The 19,315-nt window shown below is 70.0% G+C and carries 20 protein-coding genes; 13 read left to right on the top strand and 7 right to left on the bottom strand.

What is annotated here, in order from left to right; all coding sequences use genetic code 11:
* Nucleotides 1-252: 252 nt before the first annotated feature.
* Entirely contained in the window at nt 253-1,332 is a 1,080-nt protein-coding gene (gene rlmN, locus BHS09_RS06465) for a dual-specificity RNA methyltransferase RlmN (RefSeq protein ID WP_140788217.1), read from the bottom strand.
* A 171-nt stretch (nt 1,333-1,503) separates the two neighbouring features.
* Here rlmN and BHS09_RS06470 point away from each other — a divergent pair, with 171 nt between their 5' ends.
* From BHS09_RS06470 to BHS09_RS06480, 3 genes are all read left to right on the top strand, one after another.
* The gene (locus tag BHS09_RS06470; RefSeq protein WP_140797462.1) at nt 1,504-2,994 is read left to right on the top strand and encodes a glutamate-cysteine ligase family protein; all 1,491 of its coding nucleotides are present in this window, start codon (nt 1,504-1,506) and stop codon (nt 2,992-2,994) included.
* Between the two features lie 95 nt (nt 2,995-3,089).
* The gene (locus BHS09_RS06475) at nt 3,090-4,508 is read left to right on the top strand and encodes a hypothetical protein (RefSeq protein WP_237078084.1); all 1,419 of its coding nucleotides are present in this window, start codon (nt 3,090-3,092) and stop codon (nt 4,506-4,508) included.
* A gap of 203 nt (nt 4,509-4,711) precedes the next feature.
* The gene (locus BHS09_RS06480) at nt 4,712-5,473 is read left to right on the top strand and encodes a hypothetical protein (protein ID WP_237080214.1); all 762 of its coding nucleotides are present in this window, start codon (nt 4,712-4,714) and stop codon (nt 5,471-5,473) included.
* 58 nt (nt 5,474-5,531) lie between these two features.
* Here BHS09_RS06480 and BHS09_RS06485 read toward each other — a convergent pair whose 3' ends face one another.
* The 4 genes from BHS09_RS06485 to hemG form a co-directional block, all read right to left on the bottom strand.
* The gene (locus tag BHS09_RS06485; RefSeq protein ID WP_140797464.1) at nt 5,532-6,311 is read right to left on the bottom strand and encodes a LytR/AlgR family response regulator transcription factor; all 780 of its coding nucleotides are present in this window, start codon (nt 6,309-6,311) and stop codon (nt 5,532-5,534) included.
* Nucleotides 6,308-7,369: a sensor histidine kinase gene (locus BHS09_RS06490; protein ID WP_140797465.1), complete on the bottom strand. Its 1,062-nt coding sequence runs from the start codon at nt 7,367-7,369 to the stop codon at nt 6,308-6,310. Before BHS09_RS06490 ends, BHS09_RS06485 begins: the two co-directional genes overlap by 4 nt.
* A gap of 31 nt (nt 7,370-7,400) precedes the next feature.
* Nucleotides 7,401-7,523, bottom strand: a complete 123-nt coding sequence (locus BHS09_RS39870) for a hypothetical protein (protein WP_002635343.1) — start codon at nt 7,521-7,523, stop codon at nt 7,401-7,403.
* Between the two features lie 115 nt (nt 7,524-7,638).
* On the bottom strand, nt 7,639-9,048 hold the full coding sequence (gene hemG, locus BHS09_RS06495) for a protoporphyrinogen oxidase (protein ID WP_140797466.1): 1,410 nt from the start codon (nt 9,046-9,048) through the stop codon (nt 7,639-7,641).
* Nucleotides 9,049-9,127: 79 nt separating this feature from the next.
* Here hemG and BHS09_RS06500 point away from each other — a divergent pair, with 79 nt between their 5' ends.
* On the top strand, nt 9,128-9,817 hold the full coding sequence (locus tag BHS09_RS06500) for an SDR family oxidoreductase (RefSeq protein WP_140788227.1): 690 nt from the start codon (nt 9,128-9,130) through the stop codon (nt 9,815-9,817).
* An 8-nt stretch (nt 9,818-9,825) separates the two neighbouring features.
* Here BHS09_RS06500 and pdxH read toward each other — a convergent pair whose 3' ends face one another.
* Nucleotides 9,826-10,488: a pyridoxamine 5'-phosphate oxidase gene (gene pdxH / locus BHS09_RS06505; protein WP_140788229.1), complete on the bottom strand. Its 663-nt coding sequence runs from the start codon at nt 10,486-10,488 to the stop codon at nt 9,826-9,828.
* Here pdxH and glgA point away from each other — a divergent pair, their 5' ends adjacent.
* From glgA to BHS09_RS06530, 5 genes are all read left to right on the top strand, one after another.
* A complete protein-coding gene (gene glgA / locus BHS09_RS06510) occupies nt 10,489-11,922 on the top strand; it encodes a glycogen synthase GlgA (protein ID WP_140797467.1) in 1,434 nt (477 codons plus the stop codon).
* 35 nt (nt 11,923-11,957) lie between these two features.
* Nucleotides 11,958-12,872: a serine/threonine protein kinase gene (locus BHS09_RS06515; RefSeq protein ID WP_140788233.1), complete on the top strand. Its 915-nt coding sequence runs from the start codon at nt 11,958-11,960 to the stop codon at nt 12,870-12,872.
* Nucleotide 12,873: 1 nt separating this feature from the next.
* Nucleotides 12,874-13,356, top strand: a complete 483-nt coding sequence (locus BHS09_RS06520) for an LEA/WHy family protein (RefSeq protein ID WP_011551415.1) — start codon at nt 12,874-12,876, stop codon at nt 13,354-13,356.
* 118 nt (nt 13,357-13,474) lie between these two features.
* A complete protein-coding gene (locus BHS09_RS06525; protein ID WP_237078086.1) occupies nt 13,475-14,026 on the top strand; it encodes a hypothetical protein in 552 nt (183 codons plus the stop codon).
* Nucleotides 14,004-14,867, top strand: coding sequence for a hypothetical protein (locus BHS09_RS06530; protein WP_237078087.1), 864 nt, complete (start codon nt 14,004-14,006; stop codon nt 14,865-14,867). The genes BHS09_RS06525 and BHS09_RS06530 overlap by 23 nt, the downstream gene beginning before the upstream one ends.
* A gap of 45 nt (nt 14,868-14,912) precedes the next feature.
* Here BHS09_RS06530 and BHS09_RS06535 read toward each other — a convergent pair whose 3' ends face one another.
* A complete protein-coding gene (locus BHS09_RS06535) occupies nt 14,913-16,280 on the bottom strand; it encodes a hemolysin family protein (protein WP_140788240.1) in 1,368 nt (455 codons plus the stop codon).
* Nucleotides 16,281-16,334: 54 nt separating this feature from the next.
* Between BHS09_RS06535 and BHS09_RS06540 the strand changes: the two genes are divergently transcribed.
* The 4 genes from BHS09_RS06540 (at nt 16,335) to BHS09_RS06555 (ending at nt 19,313) form a co-directional block, all read left to right on the top strand.
* Nucleotides 16,335-17,114, top strand: a complete 780-nt coding sequence (locus BHS09_RS06540) for a pilus assembly protein N-terminal domain-containing protein (protein ID WP_140788242.1) — start codon at nt 16,335-16,337, stop codon at nt 17,112-17,114.
* Between the two features lie 103 nt (nt 17,115-17,217).
* A complete protein-coding gene (locus BHS09_RS06545) occupies nt 17,218-18,219 on the top strand; it encodes a hypothetical protein (RefSeq protein ID WP_140788244.1) in 1,002 nt (333 codons plus the stop codon).
* Between the two features lie 73 nt (nt 18,220-18,292).
* A complete protein-coding gene (locus tag BHS09_RS06550) occupies nt 18,293-18,757 on the top strand; it encodes a DUF4150 domain-containing protein (protein ID WP_140788246.1) in 465 nt (154 codons plus the stop codon).
* Nucleotides 18,758-18,776: 19 nt separating this feature from the next.
* A complete protein-coding gene (locus BHS09_RS06555) occupies nt 18,777-19,313 on the top strand; it encodes a DUF6484 domain-containing protein (protein WP_140797468.1) in 537 nt (178 codons plus the stop codon).
* The last annotated feature ends 2 nt before the right edge of the window (nt 19,314-19,315 follow it).

Below are 19,315 nucleotides of genomic sequence, written 5' to 3' on the forward strand. Positions count from 1 at the left end.
TGCAAGGGGCACCACCCGCAATCGACATGGGCGTCCGCCACCGACACGGCGCACCGCTTGGGGTGTAACTCAGGACCCTGACGGATGGACCTTCGCGTCACGGCGCGTGCGCTTCGCGCGAAGGGCCCACGGTGTGGCGGCCATGCGAGCGTGAGCTGTCCTCGCGCGGCGCTCGGGCGCTTCGACGTTCGAGACAGTGCGCTCGTACCCGGGGCCTGGGCGGACAGCAGGCTTGGGGCCTTCAGGAATGCGTCAAGCGCTGGTGGGAAGTGAACGGCGTGAACGTCGCTCCACGGTGGCCTTGAGCTGGCCACAGCCCGCGTCGATGTCGATGCCCCGGCGCTGACGCACCGTGCTGGGCACGTCATAGGAGGCGAGCACGTCCTGGAAGGCGCGCACGGACTCCGGACGGCTGGGGCCGCCGTCGTAACCCACCGTGGGGTTGAGGGGGATGACGTTGACGTGCGCGTCCATGCCGCGCAGCAGCAGGCCCAGCGTGTGCGCGTGCTCGGCGGTGTCGTTGCGGCCGGAGATGAGCGTCCACTCGAAGAAGATGCGGCGCTTGCGCTTCTCGCTGTAGTAGCGGCACGCGTCCATCAGCTCGTTGAGGGGCCAGCGGCGCCCCGCGGGGACCAGCGCCGCGCGTTCGGCGTCGGTGGCGCCATGGAGGCTGACGGCCAGGTGGATGGGGCGCTCTTCATCCGCGAGCCGCCGGATGCCGGGCACCACGCCCACGGTGCTGAGCGTGATGAAGCGTGGGCCCATGGCGAGCCCCAGCGCATCCACCAGCACGTCCACCGCGGACATCGTGTGCTCGTAGTTGTGGAGCGGCTCGCCCATGCCCATGAGGACGACGTTGCGCAGCGTCTCGCCGGAGGCGCGCAGGATGCGGTTGACGTGGAGTATCTGCCCCACGATTTCGCCGGGCGTCAGGTGGCGTGAGAGCCCCATCTGCCCGGTGGCGCAGAAGACGCAGCCCATGGCGCAGCCGGCCTGCGTGCTGATGCACACCGTGGCGCGGCCCTTGAACCGCATCAGCACGGTTTCAATGGTCTGCCCGTCATCCAGGCGCAGCAGCAGCTTGTGCGTGAAGCCGTCGCTGCTGAAGGACTCGTGGTGGGTGGCCAGCTGACCCAGGCGCGTGTGCTCGCGCAGCATGCGCAGCAGCTCCGGCTTGAGGCCGTCCAGTTCGTCGAAAGTGGTCGCGTGCCGGCGGTACAGCGCGGTCCAGAGCTGGTCGCGGTGGTAGGGGCCGAAGCCCCAACCGGAGAGCAGCGCCCCCAGCGCGGGCCGCGTCAAATCGTACAGGTTGGCGGACGTGTCGGACGGCATGACGAGGCCCCGAGATAACACACCGGGCGCGGGCGTACCTACCCGTGCCCGGTGCCATTCGTGGACATTGACCCTGCCCTGCGGGGCGGTCTGGCAGGTGCCGGGTGGCCGGGCAGGCGGGCTCCCGGGCGCTGGGGCGGAAGCAGGCGGCCATGCCTACCTTGAGCCTTCATGGGGATGGCCATCCATCAGGAGGAATTCCGCCCGGAGGACCACGCGCGTTTCTCCCGGCGGTTGGCGGAGAGCCTGGAGGCGCTGCGGGCACTCCTGGCGCGTCCGGGGTTCGGCGCGGGCGCGCCGACCGTGGGCGCGGAGCTGGAGCTGTACCTCGTGGATCGCCAGGGCTTCCCACTGCCAGTGAACCGAGCGGTGCTGGCGCGCGCGGAGGACCCCCGCGTGACGCTGGAGCTGGATGCCTTCAACCTGGAGGTGAACCTGCGTCCCTGTCCGTTGGCCGGCAGGTCCTTCAGTGCGCTGCGCCAGGAGGTGGAGAGCGCGGTGGGCGCGGTGCGCCGGGCCGCGTCCACGCAGGGCGCGCGCGTGGCCGTCATCGGCATCCTCCCCACCTTGCGCGAGGCGGATTTGGGCAGTGGCGCGCTCACGAGCGAGCCGCGCTATCGCGCCATGTCCACCGCCATCCGTCAGCGCCGGGCCGCGCCATTCCAGGTGTCGATTCGGGGCGAGGAGGAGGCGCTGTCGCTCACCTGGAAGGACGTGACGCTGGAGGGCGCGAACACGTCGCTCCAGTACCACCTGCGCGTGGCGCCTGGTGACTTCGCGCGCATGTACAACGCCGCGCAGCTCGCCACGGCGCCGGTGCTGGCGGCGGCGGGCAACTCGCCGCTCTTCCTGGGACGGAAGCTGTGGGACGAGACGCGCGTGGCCCTGTTCCGGCAAGCGGTGGACGACCGGGGCGAGCCCGGAGAAGGCGGCTTCCAGCCCCACGCGCGCGTGTCGTTCGGCCATGGCTGGGTGCGCGAGGGCGCCTACGAGTTGTTCGCCGAAGCGGTGGCGCTGCATCCACCGTTGTTGCCGGTGTCGGGCGACGAGCCCCTGCGCGAGCGCGTGGCGGCGGGCGAGGTGCCTGACCTGGATGAGCTGCGCCTGCACCAGAGCACGGTGTGGAGCTGGAACCGCGCCATCTACGACCCGAAGGATGGAGGCCACCTGCGCATCGAGTTCCGCGCCCTTCCCGCCGGGCCCACGCTGGTGGACATGATGGCCAACGGCGCCTTCCTGCTGGGCCTCACGCTGGCGCTGGCCGAGCGCGTGGACGCGCTGCTGCCCGCGCTGCCCTTCGTCCACGCGTACGGCAACTTCATCCGCGCCGCGCGGCAGGGGCTGGACGCGGACCTGCTGTGGCCCTCCGCCGCGGCGCCCAGTCCCCAGCCCGTGGCGGCGACGGAGCTGGTGAAGCGGCTGCTCCCCGAAGCCCGCGAGGGCCTGGTTCGCGCGGGCGTGGACGCGGAGGAGGCGGACACGCTGCTGGGCATCATCGAACAGCGCGCCGTGCTGCGACGGACGGGCGCGACATGGCAGCGGCAGATGCTGGCGCGGCTGGAGTCACAAATGCCCCGGCAGGACGCCCTGGCGGCGATGCTGGAGCGCTACCTCCAGCGCTCCGAATCCGGAGCGCCTGTCCATACATGGCCGGTCGAGTAGCCTGTCACCCGGGGTGTGCGGTAAATCGCGGCGCGCCGTGAATATCCCGCCGCCGCGTCCGTCACCGGACGCACGCGACCTGCGCTTTCGTGACCATGGCCCGGCTCCTCCTCGTCTCCTTGTTGGTTCTGTGTGCCTGTACCACCCTGCGCGGCCGCGCGGACTCCCTGGCGCAAAAGGGCATGTTCGTGGAGGCCGCGGCCATCTACGACGACCTCATCCGGCAGAGCCCCTATGACCAGGAGCTTCTCCTGGCGCGCGAGGACCTGCGCTCGCGCGCGCTGGCGCAGTTGCTGAGCAACGCGCGGGAGGCGCGCCTGGAAGGGGATGACGAAGAAGCGGAGGCGTGGCTCCTGCGCTTCCTGAACCACCGGACGGCATGGAACTCGAAGCTGAATGGCGGCTTGGAGAGCTCCCTGCGCGAGGAGGTGGATGGCACACGCCGTCATCTCCAGCGGCTCATCGGCAATCCCGCGCGGCAGGGACACGCGCTCACGGCGGAGCAGTCGTTGCAGCGCAAGCAGCCGCTGCTGGCGCACCGCGAGCTGGCCCTCATCTCCCGCGACATGGAGTGGCTGGTGCTCCAGAGTGGCAAGACGTCCTGCCAGCGGCTGCGGGACACCAGCACGGATGACAGTCCGCACTGGCGCGAGCTGGTGTTCCGCTACTGCGGCCACTGGCGGGAGTACGCGCCGCGCCCCGCGACGGCGCCCGAGCTGTTCGGCCCGCCTTCCTGGACGGGCACGGTGGAGGGCCTGGACGAGGCACAACAGGCGCAGTTGGAGGCCCGGCTCACCCAGGCTTTCGAGTCCTCGCCCTGGTTCGCGCCGGGAGGCTCGGCGCGGCCGGTGTTCAGCCTGGAGGGGCGCTTCGTCACCCAGCGCGACAGCCACCCCGTGGAGCTGACTGCGCCGTGGACGGAGAGCGTGCCGTATACGGACCACGAGGACCGCACGGAGACCATCGAGGAGCCCTACGAGGCGGAGGAGGAGTACACCGACTCGAAGGGAAAGACGAAGACGCGCAAGGTGACGAAGTACACCAAGCACACGCACACCTACTCCGTGCCCGTCACGCGGTACCGCGACGTCCCCAGGTCCTTCGAGTACCACGCGCTGCGGCTGTCGCAGGCGCACCACGTCGCGGTGGCTTCGTCCGTGGTGTTGGACGCCCGGCGCGGGCCCTTCACCGTGACGTTGCAGGACCAGCTCTCCGAGTCCGGCCACGAGCACGACGTCACCTTCACGGAGGGCAACGTGCGGCCCCAGCGGCCGCACTTCACCCTGGCCGAGGCCTGGCTCGAGGCGAAGGTGGAGGCCCTGCGCGTGGCCTTCTCCCGGCAGCTCGCCGAGCACTGGCGTGAGTCCTACTGTTCCACGCCTTCTCTCACCTTGGACGAAGCCGCGCGGTGCGCGCGCGCTGGCGTCGCCGTACCCATCCAGGCGTCCCGGGTCCTCTCAGACATCCTTGGCGCGGACGCGACCCAGGTTCCCGCACTTTTCGCGTCACCGTGACGCGGTGTGGGGCGGTGTCGCGTCCAGTCGTCGGGTATCATTTATGACGGTCCGGGTTGTTATGGTGTTCTGACCTGGAATACCCGTGAGCGCGGACTGTAAAACCTGTCAACCCCGCGCTGGTAGGTGGATTCCACCCAGAGGACCGTATGCATCCGACTGACGTCCGCTGCCGTAGTCCCCGTAGGAACCTTGCGATGTGGATGGCTTCTTCGCTGCTGCTCGCCGCGTGCGGTGGGGCGGAAACGGAGGCGCTCGCGGACGCTGAGTCCCCTGGCGTGGCGTCCCAGTCGTTGGTGGAGCCGTCGTCCGAGTCCGCCGACCGGCGCATCATCGTGTACCAGACGACCTCACTTCAGCTCATGCGCATGGACAACCAGGGCGCTTCGCACCTGGTGGCGCAGCGCACCGGTGCGCCCGAGGTGTCCCCGGATGGCAGCCGCGTGGCGTACGCGAAGCTGCCGGATGGATACCGCGAGGGCGGCGTGGTGGGGAGCTCGGAGCTGTACGTACTCAACGCGAACTCGGGCAAGTCGGTCCGGGTGACGCAGGGCTTCGATGACAGCGAGCCCGTGTGGACGCCGGATGGGCGCAACGTGCTGTTTCAGTCCTCGCGGCGCTCGGGCGTGCCCGCGCTGTGGCGCGTGAAGGAGAACGGCAAGGACCTGAAGCAGCTGACGAACGTGGGCACCTCGCAGCTCAGCTCGGCCTACATCCCCAACCCCGCGCTGGGCGGCACCGTGGAGTGGGATGCGGACCGGCGCATCATCGTCTACACGACGACCAGCCTGCGGCCGGGCGAGGACGGCGAGGTGCGCGTCATCACCTTCGACAAGAACTACGACGTCGCCACGGCCTACAGCCTGGGCACGGGCTTCGGGCCGGTCTGGACGGAGCGCGGCACCGTCATCTTCTCGCGCAACGAGGGTGGCCGGGTCGTCAGCGTCGAAGTGCGCGTGAAGTAAGTCGCCACCCGCAGTCGGGCCCGCGCGGATGCACCGGAGCGCGGGCCTTTGTCTTTCTTCAGCCCTCCTCCTCGACGCCGCGACGCAGGCCCAGCATGCGCCGCAGCTCGCGCGCGGACTGACGGCTCACCTCCACCGCGTGGCCTCGCAGCGTGCGCGCCAGGTAGCCACCTGTGTCCAGCGGCTCCAGTCGCGCCACGTGCGTGAGGTTGAGCAGCGCGCGGCGGTGGACGCGGTGGAAGTGCTCGGACGGCAGCTTCTCCACCAGCTCGTTGAGGGTGAAGTCGGTGAGGAAGTCTCCCTGCGTGGTGAACACGGTCACCAGCTCGTCCTCCAGCGACGCGTGGGAGATGGCTTCTGGATCCACCAGGACGATGCCCTGCCGTGTGGGAATGGGCAGCCGGCCCAGGCCGCGGACGGGCGTGCCAGGGGGCTTCGGTGTGTTGCTGGCCGTGCCCGTGGATGAGGTGGCCGGACCGCGTGCGCGTGCGCGCTCCAGGGCCTTCTGAAGGCGCGCGGGCTCCACGGGCTTGAGCACGTAGTCCACCGCGCCATGTTCGAAGGCCTGCACGGCGTGCTCGGCGTGGGCGGTGCAGAGGATGACGCGTGGGCCGCCTTCCGGCAGCAGGGCCAGGGCATCCAGGCCGCTGAGGCCGGGCATGTGGATGTCCAGCAGCACCACGTCCACGCCGCCCGCGCGCACGGCGGAAAGGACGCCATCTGCGTCCGAGGCCTCGCCGCAGACCTCCGTGTCCGGGAGCGCCGCGAGCAGCCGCGTCAGGCGCTTTCGGGCGAGCAGTTCGTCATCGGCGATGAGGACGCGAAGCGGGGTGCTCAGGTGAGGACTCCAGGTTGGGGGCCCGCGCGGGGCAGGGTGACGGTGACACGGGTGCGCACTTCGCCGCTGTCGAGCACGAGGCGCGCGGCGCCGCCGTAGGCCAGGGCGAGGCGGCGCTCCACGGTGGGCAGGCCAGCGCTGCCCTCACGAGGCCCTCGGGAGGGGCCCGGGTTCTCGATGGCGACCTCCACCTCATGTCCCCGCGTGGTGACGTTCAGGGACAGCGGGCCGCGGTGGCCCGCGGCGGGGCCATGCTTCACCGCGTTCTCCGCCAGGGGGAGCAGCACGAGCGGCGGGACGGGAATCTCATCCATGCCGGCGGGGACGTTCAGCGTCAGCTGGAAGAGGTTCGGGTCGCGGAGCAGGTGCAGGTCGAAGAGCGTGCGGATGAGCTCCAGCTCCTGGGCCAGGGGCCAGGTGGCGCTGCGCACACCCGCGAGCACGGAGCGGAGCATGGTGGACAGCCGCAGCACGGCGGTCTCCGCGACGGCGCCGTCCTCACGGCACCACTCCGCGATGGCGTTGAGCGTGTTGAAGAGGAAGTGCGGGTCCAGGTGGCTGCGCAGCGCGAGGAGTTGGGCCTGCTCGGCCTCCAGCGCGAAGCGGGCGGCGCGGGCACGCTCGCGGGTGAGGCTCACCTCGAAGCCGATGTCGCGGCCCAGACCCCAGCCTCCCACGAGGAAGAGCGCGCCACACACCGCGAGGTTGGTGGGCTGCGTGAGGAAGGTGGGCCCCATGCCCAGGAGCTTCGGCAGCACGAAGCCGGAGGTGAGCACCACGCCGCTGCCCACGGTGGCATAGAGCAGGAGCCGGATGCCGCCGTGGCTGAGGTCCAGTCCCTCCGGAAAGAGGACGCGGTAGGAGACGGGGGCCACCGCGATGAAGAGCAGGCACATCAGGAGGCTCAGTCCGAACGCGGCCCAGACGGGGGCGTGGCTGAAGCGCACCTGCGCGGTTATCAGCGCGGCGGAGATGACGAGGATGGGCAGCAGCCGTCGGGGCTCCACGAGGGCCCGCAGGGTGGCACGGACGATGGAGCCTTCCGATGTTTCCAGCATGCGCCAACGGGAGCCTACACCGCCGGCCGCGTCACCGCGCCGGGCGCTCCTCCAACTCCGTCTCGAAGGCGTCCAGCAGCATGCTGCCGGCGAGGACGACGGGGAAGAGGAGGATGGCGGCGACGACGAGGACGGGGGAGGGGAGGGCGAACATGGCGGGGGGCTCCTGACTCCGGGAAGCATGCACTGCCAGTCTGACGCGTCTTCCTGGTTTACGCTGACGCCTCCGGCCCGAGCGGTCGCTCCCTGACAACGAGCGGTCGCAGTCGCTATTTCCGAACGGTTCCCTCGTCCGCCAGGACAGCCGCGAGCCGCGCCGCGTTACGGATGCAGTCGTTGAGGCCAATGCCCTTGTAGGCGTTGCCCGCCAGGTGCAGCCCGGGCCAGCGCTGAAGCGCCGCGTCGATGCCCGCCATCCGCGCCAGATGCCCCACGTTGTACTGGGGGATGCCCCGCTGCCAGCGGAAGACCTCCGTGAAGGTGGGCCGGGCCGTCACACCCGTCAGGGCCTGCAACTCCTCGAGCGCCAGCGCCGCGAGCTCCGCTTCATCCCGCTTCACCAGGTCCGGCTGCCGCGCGCCGCCCACCATGCAGGTGTAGAGCACGCGGCCGCCCTCGACTCGGAAGGGGAAGGTGGTGGACGCGTGGATGGCGCCTAGGAGCCGCCGCTTCTCCTCGAAGGGCACCAGGAAGCCAAAGCCATCCGGTGCCGGAAGCGCGCCCGCGTCGAAGCCCAGGTGCACCACCGCGATGGGCGCGTACTCGATTCGGGACACCTGCTCCGCCAGCGCGTCATCCAGAGGGCGCAGCAACTGCGCGGCGACAAACGCGGGAACCGCCAGCACCACGTGGTTCGCGGTCAGCTCCGCGCGGCGTCCGTGCTCCTCGACGGCGAGCTTCCATCCGCCATCCACGCGTGTCAGGCCTCCCACCCTCGCGCTCACGTGCGCCGCGTCACCCAGCGATGCGGCCAGCGCGTCGATGAGCACCTGGAGGCCGCCGTCGAACGTGCTCAGCGCGCCCGTCAGCTTCGGCGCGTCCCCCGCGGGCAGCGCCTTGCGTTGGGCCTTCCGCGCGCGGATGGCGCCCAGGATGAGGCTGCGGTGCTCGCGCTCCAGCTTCACCAGCATCGGGAAGGTGGCCTCGACGCTGAGCTGCTCCACGTCACCGGCGTAGATGCCCGTCTGCACCGCGTCCAGCAGCACCCGCGTCGCCGCGCGGCCCAGGTGGCGGCGGCCGAACGCGGCCAGCGATTCGTCCGTGCCTTCCGGCGCGCGGCCGGAGAACAGCTCGCCGGCGACCCGCAGCCGCGCGCCCAGCGGAAGAATGTCCGAAGCCAGAAACGCCGGCGGCGAAGCCGGCACCGACCGGAGTCGGCCTCGCGTGTAGACATAGCGACGCTTCGCTGAAGGGTCGGCGACCCGGATTCGACCTTCCAGGTTCAGCGCCGCCGCGAGTTCTCGCGTCGCGGGCTCGCGGTCCAGGAAGCTGTTGGGGCCTTGCTCCACCAGGTAGCCAGCACGCGCATGCGTGCCCACCGCGCCTCCAAGACGTGCGGATGTCTCCAGGAGCACGGCAGCCGTACCGCGCGAACGCAAACCGTGCGCGATGGCCAGCCCGGAAATCCCACCTCCCACGACGGCGACATTCATCTGATGTGTCCTCTGCATGTGGTGCATGCGGTTACCAGCGTGCACTCCCAGGTTGTCAACGCACGTGTTTTGCCAGCGGAAGGCATTCAGCGCGTTAATGCCATGCATGCGCTACGTCATCACCGGAGCGAGCAGGGGGATTGGTTTCGAATTCGTCCAGCAGCTCCTGCTGCGGGGCGATACCGTCGAAGCCGGGGTCCGGTCGCCAGAGGGAGCACGGCGGCTGGAGCCGTTGAAACACAAGGCGGGCAACCGCCTGCGCATCCATGAGCTGGACGTGGGAGACGACGCCAGCGTGCGCGCGTTCGCCACCAACGTGTGCACCAGCCCCGTGGACGTGCTCATCAACAACGCCGGTGTCTCCGGCTTGTGGTGCGCGTTGGGTGACGTGGACTACGCGGACATGGCGCGTACGTTCACCATCAACGCCCTGGGGCCGCTGCGTGTCACCAACGCGATGCTGCCGGGCTTGCGGCAAGGCGCCTTGCGGCGAGTGGCGCACGTCACCTCGCGGATGGGCTCGCTGGCGTCGAACACCGACGGCGGCGCCTATGCGTACCGCATGTCGAAGGCCGCGCTGAACATGGCGGTGCGCTCCATGTCCACGGACTTGCGCCCGGAGGGCTTCGTCACCGTGCTGCTCCACCCCGGTTGGGTGCAGACGGACATGGGCGGCCCGGACGCCACGCTGCCGGCGCCAGATTCGGTGCGCGGCATGCTGCGGGTCATCGACGGGCTGAGCCCGGAGCACAGCGGCCGGTTCTTCGACTACCAGGGGACCGAAGTGCCCTGGTAGCCGTGCGCTCAGGGGTAGAGCATCTGCGTGCGCCAGCCGCCGTCCTCGCGCAGGTAGACGTGCCTGTCATGGAGCCGGCTCTCCTGGGCGTGCCAGAACTCGATGCGGTCCGGCACCACGCGGAAGCCGGACCAGTGCGGCGGGCGTGGCACGGGCTGGCCGGCGTACTGCTGCTCCACCGCCGCCACGCGGGCCTCCAACTCCTCGCGAGTCGCCAGCGGCCGGCTCTGCAGGCTGGCCCACGCGCCCACCTGACTGCCACGGGCGCGGCTCTGGAAGTAGGCGTCCGCCTCCGCGTCCGTGACGCGCTCCACGCGGCCTTCCACGCGCACCTGTTCATTCAAGGGCTGCCAATAGAAGCAGAGCGCCGCGTAGGGATGCGCGCGGGCCTCGCGGCCCTTCCGGCTTTCGTGGTTCGTGTAGAACACGAAGCCGCGCGCATCGAAGTCCTTGAGCAGGACGACGCGCGCGCTGGGGCGCCCGTCATCTCCCACGGTGGCGACCACCATGGCGTTGGGGTCCACCGCGATGGCCTGCTTCGCTCGCTCGAAGAGCTCCGCGAAGCGCTGGATGGGGTCTGGAGGAATCGTCACGCGGTGCAACATAAGGGGGGCGGGACAGGTGTGCACCTTCGCGGTTGACTCATCCGGCACACACGTCAATGTGCGCACATGAATGTCCTCTTCATCTCCTCGGAGGTGGCCCCGTTCTCCAAGACGGGGGGCCTGGGGGACGTGGCCGGGGCCCTCCCCGCCGCGCTTGCCTCGCTGGGCCATGACGTCAAGGTCATCACCCCGCGCTACCGCGACCTGCGAGGCGCGGAGCGGCTGGAGCCCACGGGCCAGTCCCTGCTGCTGCGCTTCCCCTTCGGCGAGCTGTCGGGCCCCATCCTCTCCGCCCGCGTGTCGGAGCGGCTGGAGGTGCTCTTCCTGGAGAACGAGTTCCTCTTCGGCAACCGCCACGGCCTCTACGGGGACGCGGGGGGCGCCTTCGCCGACAACCACCGGCGCTTCGCCTATCTCAGCGTGGGCGCGCTCCAGGCGGCGCAGCGGCTGCGCTTCATCCCGGACATCATCCACGCCAACGACTGGCAGACGGGGCTGGTGCCGGTGGCGCTGCGGCGCGGCTTCCAGACGGGGCCGCTGGCGCACGCGAAGAGCGTCTTCACCATCCACAACCTGGCCTACCAGGGGCAGTTCCCCAAGGACGTGATGGGGGACCTGGCGCTGCCCTGGGACTTGTTCACCGCCCATGACGGGCTGGAGTTCCACGACACGGTGAACTTCCTGAAGGCGGGGCTCGTCTTCTCCGACGCGCTTACCACCGTGTCCCCCACCTACGCGCGGGAAATCCAGACGCCGGAGCAGGGCCACGGGCTGGACGGCCTGCTGAGGCACCGCGCGCACCGGCTCCACGGCATCCTCAACGGCGTGGACACGCACGAGTGGAACCCGGAGGACGACGCCTTCCTCCCGGCCCGCTACGGACTGAAGGACCTGTCCGGCAAGGCCGTGTGCAAGCGCGAGCTGCTGGCCCGCTTCGGACTGGAGGACGGCCCCGCGCCGGTGTTCGGCTTCGTCAGCCGGCTGGCGTGGCAGAAGGGCATGGACCTGCTGCTGGAGGCCCTGCCGGCCGCGCTCCACGCGGACATCCGTGTCGTCGGCGTGGGCAGTGGCGAAGGCCCGCTGGAGGAGGGGCTGCTCGCGTTGCAGGCCCGTTACCCGAAGCAGGTGGGCGTGCACATTGGCTTCGACCCGGGGCTCTCCCACCTGGTGGAGGCGGGGGCGGACTTCTTCCTCATGCCCAGCCGCTACGAGCCGTGCGGCCTGAACCAGATGTATTCGCTGCGCTACGGCACGGTGCCCATCGTCCGGGCCACCGGCGGGTTGGTGGACACGGTGGAGGGGGGGCTGGACGGAAACGGCATCCTCTTCGAGGCCTTCCACAAGTCCGCCCTGCTGGCGGCCATCCGCCGCGCCCTGGCCCTCTATGCGGACCCGCCGCGCCTGGACGAGTTCCGGCGCCGGGGCATGGAGAAGGACTTCTCCTGGGGGGCGTCCGGCCGCCGCTACGAGGCGCTCTTCCACGACCTGGTGGCGGAATAGTGGGTGCGGACGGAAATTCGCAGTAATGTTGTGCCGTGGCGGATGCTCCGGACCTGGGTGGTTACGAGGTGGTCGGCCGGTTGGCGGTGGGCGGCATGGCGGAGGTGTACCAGGCGCGAGCCCGGGTCACCACGCAGCGCTCACCGGGTGAACCGGACGAGATTGTCATCAAACGGCTGCACCCGTCGTTTCGCAGCGACACCGCCTACGTCAAAGCCTTCGTCGACGAGGCGAAGCTGACGGTCCGCCTGCGCCATCCGAACATCGTCCGCACCTACCGCCTGTTCAAGGCGGGGCCGGACTACCTGATGGTGCAGGAGCTCGTGAGTGGCCGGACGCTGGGCTACATGCAGGAGCTGCTGGTGAAGGCCGGCGCGGCCATGCCGCCCGAGTCCGCCTGCTACATCGCCTGGTGCTTGCTCAAGGCGCTGGATTACATCCACCGGGCGAAGGTGGGGGAGAACGGCGCCACCATCGTCCACCGCGACGTGAATCCGGCCAACCTGTTGCTGGGCATCAACGGCGACGTGAAGCTCACCGACTTCGGCGTGGCGGAGGTGGAGGGGATGATGCGGGGCGACTCCGGCGCGCTGCGCGGCACGCTGCCCTACATGAGCCCGGAGCAGGTACTGGGCCTGCCGGTGGACGCGCGCACGGACCTGTACGCGGTGGGCATCATCCTCTGGGAGCTGTGGTCCGGCCGCCGCCTCTTCGCCGGGGAGCACGAGGCGGAGCTGATGCACAAGGTGCGCGACGCACGCGTGCCGCTGCTGACGTCCTCCCCGGAGCTGCCGGACTACGCGGTGCAGGTGGCGCGCAAGGCGCTGTTCGCGGACCGGGCGCGGCGCTTCCAGACGGCGGCGGAGTTCATCAAGGCGCTGGAGTCCCTGTCCCGGCGCGCGGGCTGGCCGCTGACGGTGGAGGCGCTCCAGCCGCTGCTGGGGGGCTGAGATGCGCTCGCGCCGCGCCGTCATCCTGGGACTGCTGGGAGGCGGGCTCGCCGTGTCCGGGTGTCTGGGCTCGGTGCCCTTCCGGCCGCGGGCCTATGAAGACGCTGTGCGCGTGGTGGGCTTCCAGGTGGACTTCCGGCAGGACGGCACCGGCGTCCTGGACCTGGACCTGGCGGTGACGAACCCCGCTTCGGACGCGGCCACGCTGGCCGCGGTGGACTTCACGCTGCGGGTGGACGGGCGCCGCGTGGCGGTGGGCACGCAGCAGGTGGCGGCGCCCCTGGCGGCGGATGGGAGCGCCCCGCTGCGCGTGCTCTTCCCGCTGGCCAGCGCGCGCGCCACGGGCGGGCCGGAGCCCGTGCCCCGGCGGGTGCAGGTGGAGGGCGGGGTGGTGCTGCGCTTCGGCGGCACCGAGCGGCGCGCGCCCTTCAGGTCCGAGCGCGTGCTGCCGCTGGCCTGGGTGCCGCCGCTGGACGGGGACTGAGGCCGCCGCTGCTCACGCGTGGGGTAGGCGCCACCCATGCGGTGTCATTGTAGTTGTGCGTTGCCGGCGGCCAGTGTGACGTGCCAGCGTGCTGGCCATGTCGCTTTTCCGACAATGTATGTTTCCCATCTCCTTGGCGTTGCTGGGTTCCACCAGCGTGCTGGCCGCGGAGAAGTCGCCCCCTCCTGAGCCGCCGGCTCCCTCGCGCAAGGTCGACCCAACGAAGGCGCAGACGGAGGCATGGCTGCGCGAGCACATCGAGGCGTGGAACGACTCGGAGGTGCACGTCACGGTGAAGGACTGCCGCATCATGGTGCTGGACAAGCCCCGTGAGCGGACGGAGATCGTCGACCTGCGCGGCTTGCTGCTGCCCATCGAGGTCATCCGGCTCAACGGCGGAAACGATGCGACGCTCCGGCTTCGAGTGAAGGAGAAGCACACCGGGACGTACTCCATGTTCCGCAAGTGCAGCGCGGAGAACCGCTACTGCGCGGAGCCCACCGGCAAGTTCCAGAGCCTGCCCTATGTCGACCTCTCCGTGACGTCGGTGCGGGACTTCGTCCCCGGACGGCAGACGGACGTCGACAAGAGCCTGCGGCTGGAGCGGGCGCTCGAACACTACTCGCGGCTTTGTGGGGCGATGGAAGATGCGCGCAACCGGCTCTTCTAGGTTCGGGGCAGCGGGGCTGGCGGCGTTGCTCTTCTCTCAGGCGGGTTGCAGCACGACGTCCGAGTACGTGCGCGGCGAGCGCCTGCGAGAGGCGTCCCTGGGAGAGACTCACCGCGACACGCTGGAGAGCGTCGTGGATGCGTCCTACGTGGGCCGCGTCGCGGTGAAGCGCACCACCTGCACCGAGATTTCCACCGAGTTCAGCAAGAAGCGCATCGACACGACGACCAGCCCGCCCATGGGCTCGTTGCTCGGCGGGCTCGCGATGCTCGGAGGTGGCGGCGTCTTGATGGCGATGTCCGACGGCTCGTCCGATGACGACGTCGACATCACCATGACGCTCGGCGTGGTGCTGGCGCTTGCCTCCATCTACCCGTTGGTGACGGCGCTCACCGACGAGGACGTCAGCCAGGAGGAGGTCGTCACCGGCGAGGTCGAGCAGGAGCGCTCCCAACGCTGTGATGAGCGGACCTTCGCGCTCAAGGGCCCGCTGCATTGGAGCGTCTCCCTGGGCGCCGCGCGGCGCACCGGGCGCACCGGAGAGGACGGCGCCGTGTCGCTGGGGCAGCCGCTCAACGAGCTGGTGGAGCAGGCCATCACCGACGAGGCCAGCGTCCGTCGGCTCGTCGCCGGGCGGGGTATTGGCTTCAGGCTGGAGTTCGAGCGCGCCCCGGCGGCGGACTTCCGGCTCGATTCCAAGGCGCTTCCGGATTCCTACTTCCGGCGCTTCGCGGACCGCTATGGGCAGCAGCTCGGAGGCAGCGAGCGCGCCCGCTTCGAGAACTGCGAGCTGATTGGCAAGTCCGCGCGAGAGACGCTGGAGTGCTACTGGTCCCAGTAGCGCGCGGGCGCCGGCCCCGGAGTGGGGCCGGTGTCGCTCCTGGCCTCAGCTCTTCGCGGAGGCCTGCTCCTCGCGGCCGTGCTCGCGCGCCAGCCCGTCGCGGGACTCCGTGACCTTGCCGTCCTTGGTGAGGCCAGACTTCACGCGCGACATCCGCACGCGGTCGATGCGGGGGCCTTCCTTGGACGCCACGACGAACTGCCAGCCGCTGTAGGCGAAGCGCTCGCCCACGTCGGGCAGGTGGCCCGCCATGGAGGAGAGGAAGCCGCCCAGCGTGTCGAAGTCGCCTTCGGGCAGGGGGAAGCCGAACGTCTGCGTGAAGGCGTCCACCTCCAGCGCGGCGTCCACCAGGAAGCTGCCGTCAGCCAGCTTCTCCACCTGCTTCTCCTCCACCTCGAACTCGTCGCCGATGTCGCCGACGATTTCGCGGAGGATGTCCTCCAGCGTCACCACACCCATGAAGCCGCCGTACTCGTCGACGACGATGGCCATGTGGATCTTCTGCTTCTGCATGTCCCGGAGCAGGTCGCCAATGGGTTTCATCCATGGCACGAAGTGCGCCGGGCGGATGATGTCCTGCAGGACGATGAGCTCGGGGTGCTGGAGCAGGGGGATGATGTCGCGCGCGTGCAGCACGCCGATGACGTGGTCCACGTCGTCCCGGTACACGGGGATGCGGGAGTGGTTCTCCTCCGCCAGCAGGCGCAGCAACTCGTCTGGGGTGATGGTGATGTCCACCGTCACCACTTCCGTGCGCGGCACCATGACGTCGCGGCAGCGCTTGTCGGACAGCTCGAAGATGGAGCGGATGAGCTGCGGGGCGCTCTTGTCGACCTCGTTCTTCGCGGCCTGGGCGGCCAGCAGCTTCTCCAGCTCCTCCAGCGGCGGGGGCGGCGGCTCGAAGCGCAGCGTGCGGCCGAAGGTGCGCGCCATCAGGTTGAGCACCACCATGGCCACGCGCATGGGCGGGTAGAGCACCGTCACCAGCAGCGAGGTGAAGCCCGACAGCCGCAGGGCCCAGCGCTCCGGGCTGCCGTTGGCCAGCCCCCGCATGGTGACTTCCATGAGCGTGGCCAGCACGCCCACCAGCAGCGCGCCCGCGGCGACGGTGGCCACCGGCAGCCACGCGGATTCGCCGTAGCGGCTGAAGTCCAGCATGCGCGGCGGGACGAAGGCGCCAATGGCCGCGGCCTGGAAGCCGCTGAGCACCATGCCCAGGCGCAGCGCCGTGGCCACGGGCTCGCGGTCCGTCTTGTGGCGGAGGACCCGGCGCGTCGCCCGGCCCGGCTGCGTGTTCGCCAGTTCCTGTGCTCGCAGGTCGGACACGCCGTAGAGCGCGGACTCCGAAGCGGCGACAAGGGCCCTGACGAAACTCAGCGCCAGGCAGGCGACCCAGAGGGTCCAGGTAGGCATAGAGCCCTGTTCTTATCCCGTGCTAAGGGTCCACACCACTGCGCTGGAGCCCTGATGTCCGCTCGCATGTACGCCGTTGGAGCACTCCTGGCCCTTCTCGTCCCGACGCTCGCGCGCGCGTGGCCGGTGGACCTGGTCGTCCCCCTGGAGCCCGGGAAGGAACGCTTCCACAAGCTCGACACCGTGGACTGGGTCCAGGTGGCGGACGCCTCCGTGGCGGACGCGGAGCTGCTGCCCGGGAGCAATGAACTGTTGCTCACCGGTCAGAAGGCGGGCCGGACGCTGCTCCTGCTGTACGCGGGGGGCCGCTTCGCCGTGTGGCGCCTCACGGTGGGCGCTCCGCCGCCGGAGGACCCCGCGCCCCGGCTGGCCGCGGCCCGCAAGGCCTGTCCGGACCTGAATGCGACGAGCGGCGCGGAGCGCTCCCTCAGTGCTTCGGTGAAGGACTCCGCGTGCAGGCTGGCACTGCTGGAGCTGCTGAAGACGGACGCCTTCGTGGCCCGGGAGCTGGAGCTGACCTTCGAGTTACCCGTCCTCCAGGAGCAGCTCACTTCACTGGGGGAGGGGCTCAAGCCGCTGGGGCTGGAGGCCCGTTACAGCGGCGCGGGCGTGGTGGTGTCGGGCGCGGGCTCGCCGGAGGTGCACCGCAAGGCGCTGTGGGAGTTGTTCCACCGCTCCGTGGGCCGGGTGCCGCTGGACGACCAGATTCAGGAAGTGAAGACGCCCGAGCCCTCCGACGCCGGTGCGCCGGACGCGGCCACGCCCGCGGTGGAGGCGGAGCGTGAGATTCCGGTGGAGGTGCTGCCGCCGCCGAAGAAGTCACGCAAGCGCTGAGGGCTTCGGCTTGGCGTGTCGCGGGCTTGCGGTATGACGGGAGGCTCCCTCATTCGCCCGCGTGCCTCAGTCGGCCGCGGCCGCTTCTTCGTGGAGGAGCCCGATGCGTTTGGCAGTCCGGTTGACCGCGCAGGCGTGGGTGTCGAGCCTGGCGCTGCTGATGCCCCTGGTGGCGTCCGCGCAGTTCGATGACGTGGACACCTTTCCGGCCGCCGAGCCCGAGCGCGGCTGTCCGAAGCGCCCGGACGTGGTGCCCTTCACGGCGCGCAACCTGGTGGGGCTGACGGGCTCGGGCTGGCTGGCGCACCAGGCCATCATCCCGGAGTCGAAGGACCGCTTCTTCACGGAGACCGAGCGCGACCGCTCCGGCGTGAAGCTGGTGCCGGAGGACGTGGACGTCCGGAAGCTGGGCGCGCCGGACCCGTCCGTGCCCTTGTGGGTGTTCGGCAAGGCGGATTCGGCGGCCTGCCGCGCGGTGCCCGTGGTGTGGTGGGCGGTGCGGATGGGGACGGACGCGGACCGCAAGACGTACCTCATGTCCGAGCTGAAGGTGGACTGCGACGTGTTGCCCCCGGGCCGGCTGTCGGGCACGCCGGTGGCGCTGCGCCAGAAGGACGCGCCCACCGGCTGCAAGCTGCGCCGCGCCGACGACAACTCCACCAGCGAGGAGGGCCGGGGGCTGCCCCTGGAGCTGTCGGACGTGATTCCCGAGCGCGCGTCCTGCGAGGCCCCGGAGTGCCAGCGCAAGTGGGAGATTTTCAGCAGCCGGTGGGATGACGGCAGCGCCGTGTTCGACATCGCGGTGTCGTGGATGAAGCGCGATGGGAAGAAGGACCCCTGCGAGTGGGCCACGGAGGACCACACCGCGCTGCTGCTCCGGCCGGCCGGGGCGCTGGCGCCGCTTCCGATGCGCTCAGGCGGGGCCTTCTTCGGCGCGCTCTACGACAGCACCGGACTGCGCACAGTCCTCAGCCGCACCTTGGGCGTGCTCAACGTCCATGACGCCGCGAAGCCCAAGGTGGCGCCGAAGGCGGTGCGCTACGGCAGCCCCACGGAGGAGGAGCTGGCGCACGGGAAGCGTACGTTGTCACCGTGCAAGAAGTAGGGCGTCGGGGTTGAGTCCCCGGAGCGAACTGCGAGATGATTCCCCTTGCTGTGCTCTGGGACAGGGGGGAGTCATGGCCAATACGGTCGGCGTCAACAAGATGTCCGTGGTGACCAAGGACTCCAACGGCGTCTCCGTGGCGTTTCCAGATGTCTGCAAGACGCCCAGCCCGGCGGGCCCCATCCCCCTGCCGTACCCGAACGTGGCGCGCTCCGCCGATACCGCGCAGGGCAGCAAGACGGTGGCGGTGGAGGGGCGCCCCTTGTGCGTGAAGGACTCCAACTTCAGCACCAGCACGGGGGATGAGGCCGGAACGGCGGGGGGCGGCGTCGTCTCTGGCAAAACCAAGGGCAAGGCCGAGTTCGTCAACTTCTCCTTCGACGTCCAGGTCGAGGGGAAGAACGTGGCGAGGGCCCTCGACTTGATGCTGCACAACGACAAGAACACGCCTCCGTTCCCGCTGATGCAGCCACCGGTGATGGCGGCCGGCCAGGGCTCGGGCAGGTGCAACTGCCTGGTCTGCGAAAAAGAGATGTAGCGCGAGGGGGCGGATTCCCATGGCCTCACACGAACAGGACGCCGGGCGCCCGCCTTCTGGGGAGGAGGAGCCCATCCTGGGAAACCTCATCGGCCGGGTCGTTGGACGGGGGCGAATGGGCACGGTGCAGGTGGACTTCGAGGGCAACCACCATGGGCCGCTGGAGGCCCGGCTCGCGGTCGCGGTGGATGAGGCCACGCTGCTTCGGGCGATAGAGGCGCGGCAGGAGGCGGTGCTCTGTTTCGAGCGGGGCACACCGACGTGCCCCATTGTGCTCGGTCTGCTCCAGCCGCGCAGTGAGACGCCCCTCCTGGATGCCATGCTCGAAGCGCCTGATGTCGAGCGCCAGGATGGAGAGGTCGCCATCGTCGCCAACGGCCAGCGAGTCCCCATCGAGGGGCTTCTGGACGGCGCCACCGAGGAGCTCGAGCTTCGCTGCGGCAGGTCCAGCCTGGTCCTGCGGCGCAATGGTCAGATTCTGCTTCGGGGTGAGCACGTGCTCGTCGACGCGGGCCAGGTGCTGCGCCTTCGTGGCGGCAAGACGCAGATCAACTAGGC

The sequence above is a fragment of the Myxococcus xanthus genome, from assembly GCF_006402735.1.
Lineage (GTDB): Bacteria > Myxococcota > Myxococcia > Myxococcales > Myxococcaceae > Myxococcus > Myxococcus xanthus_A.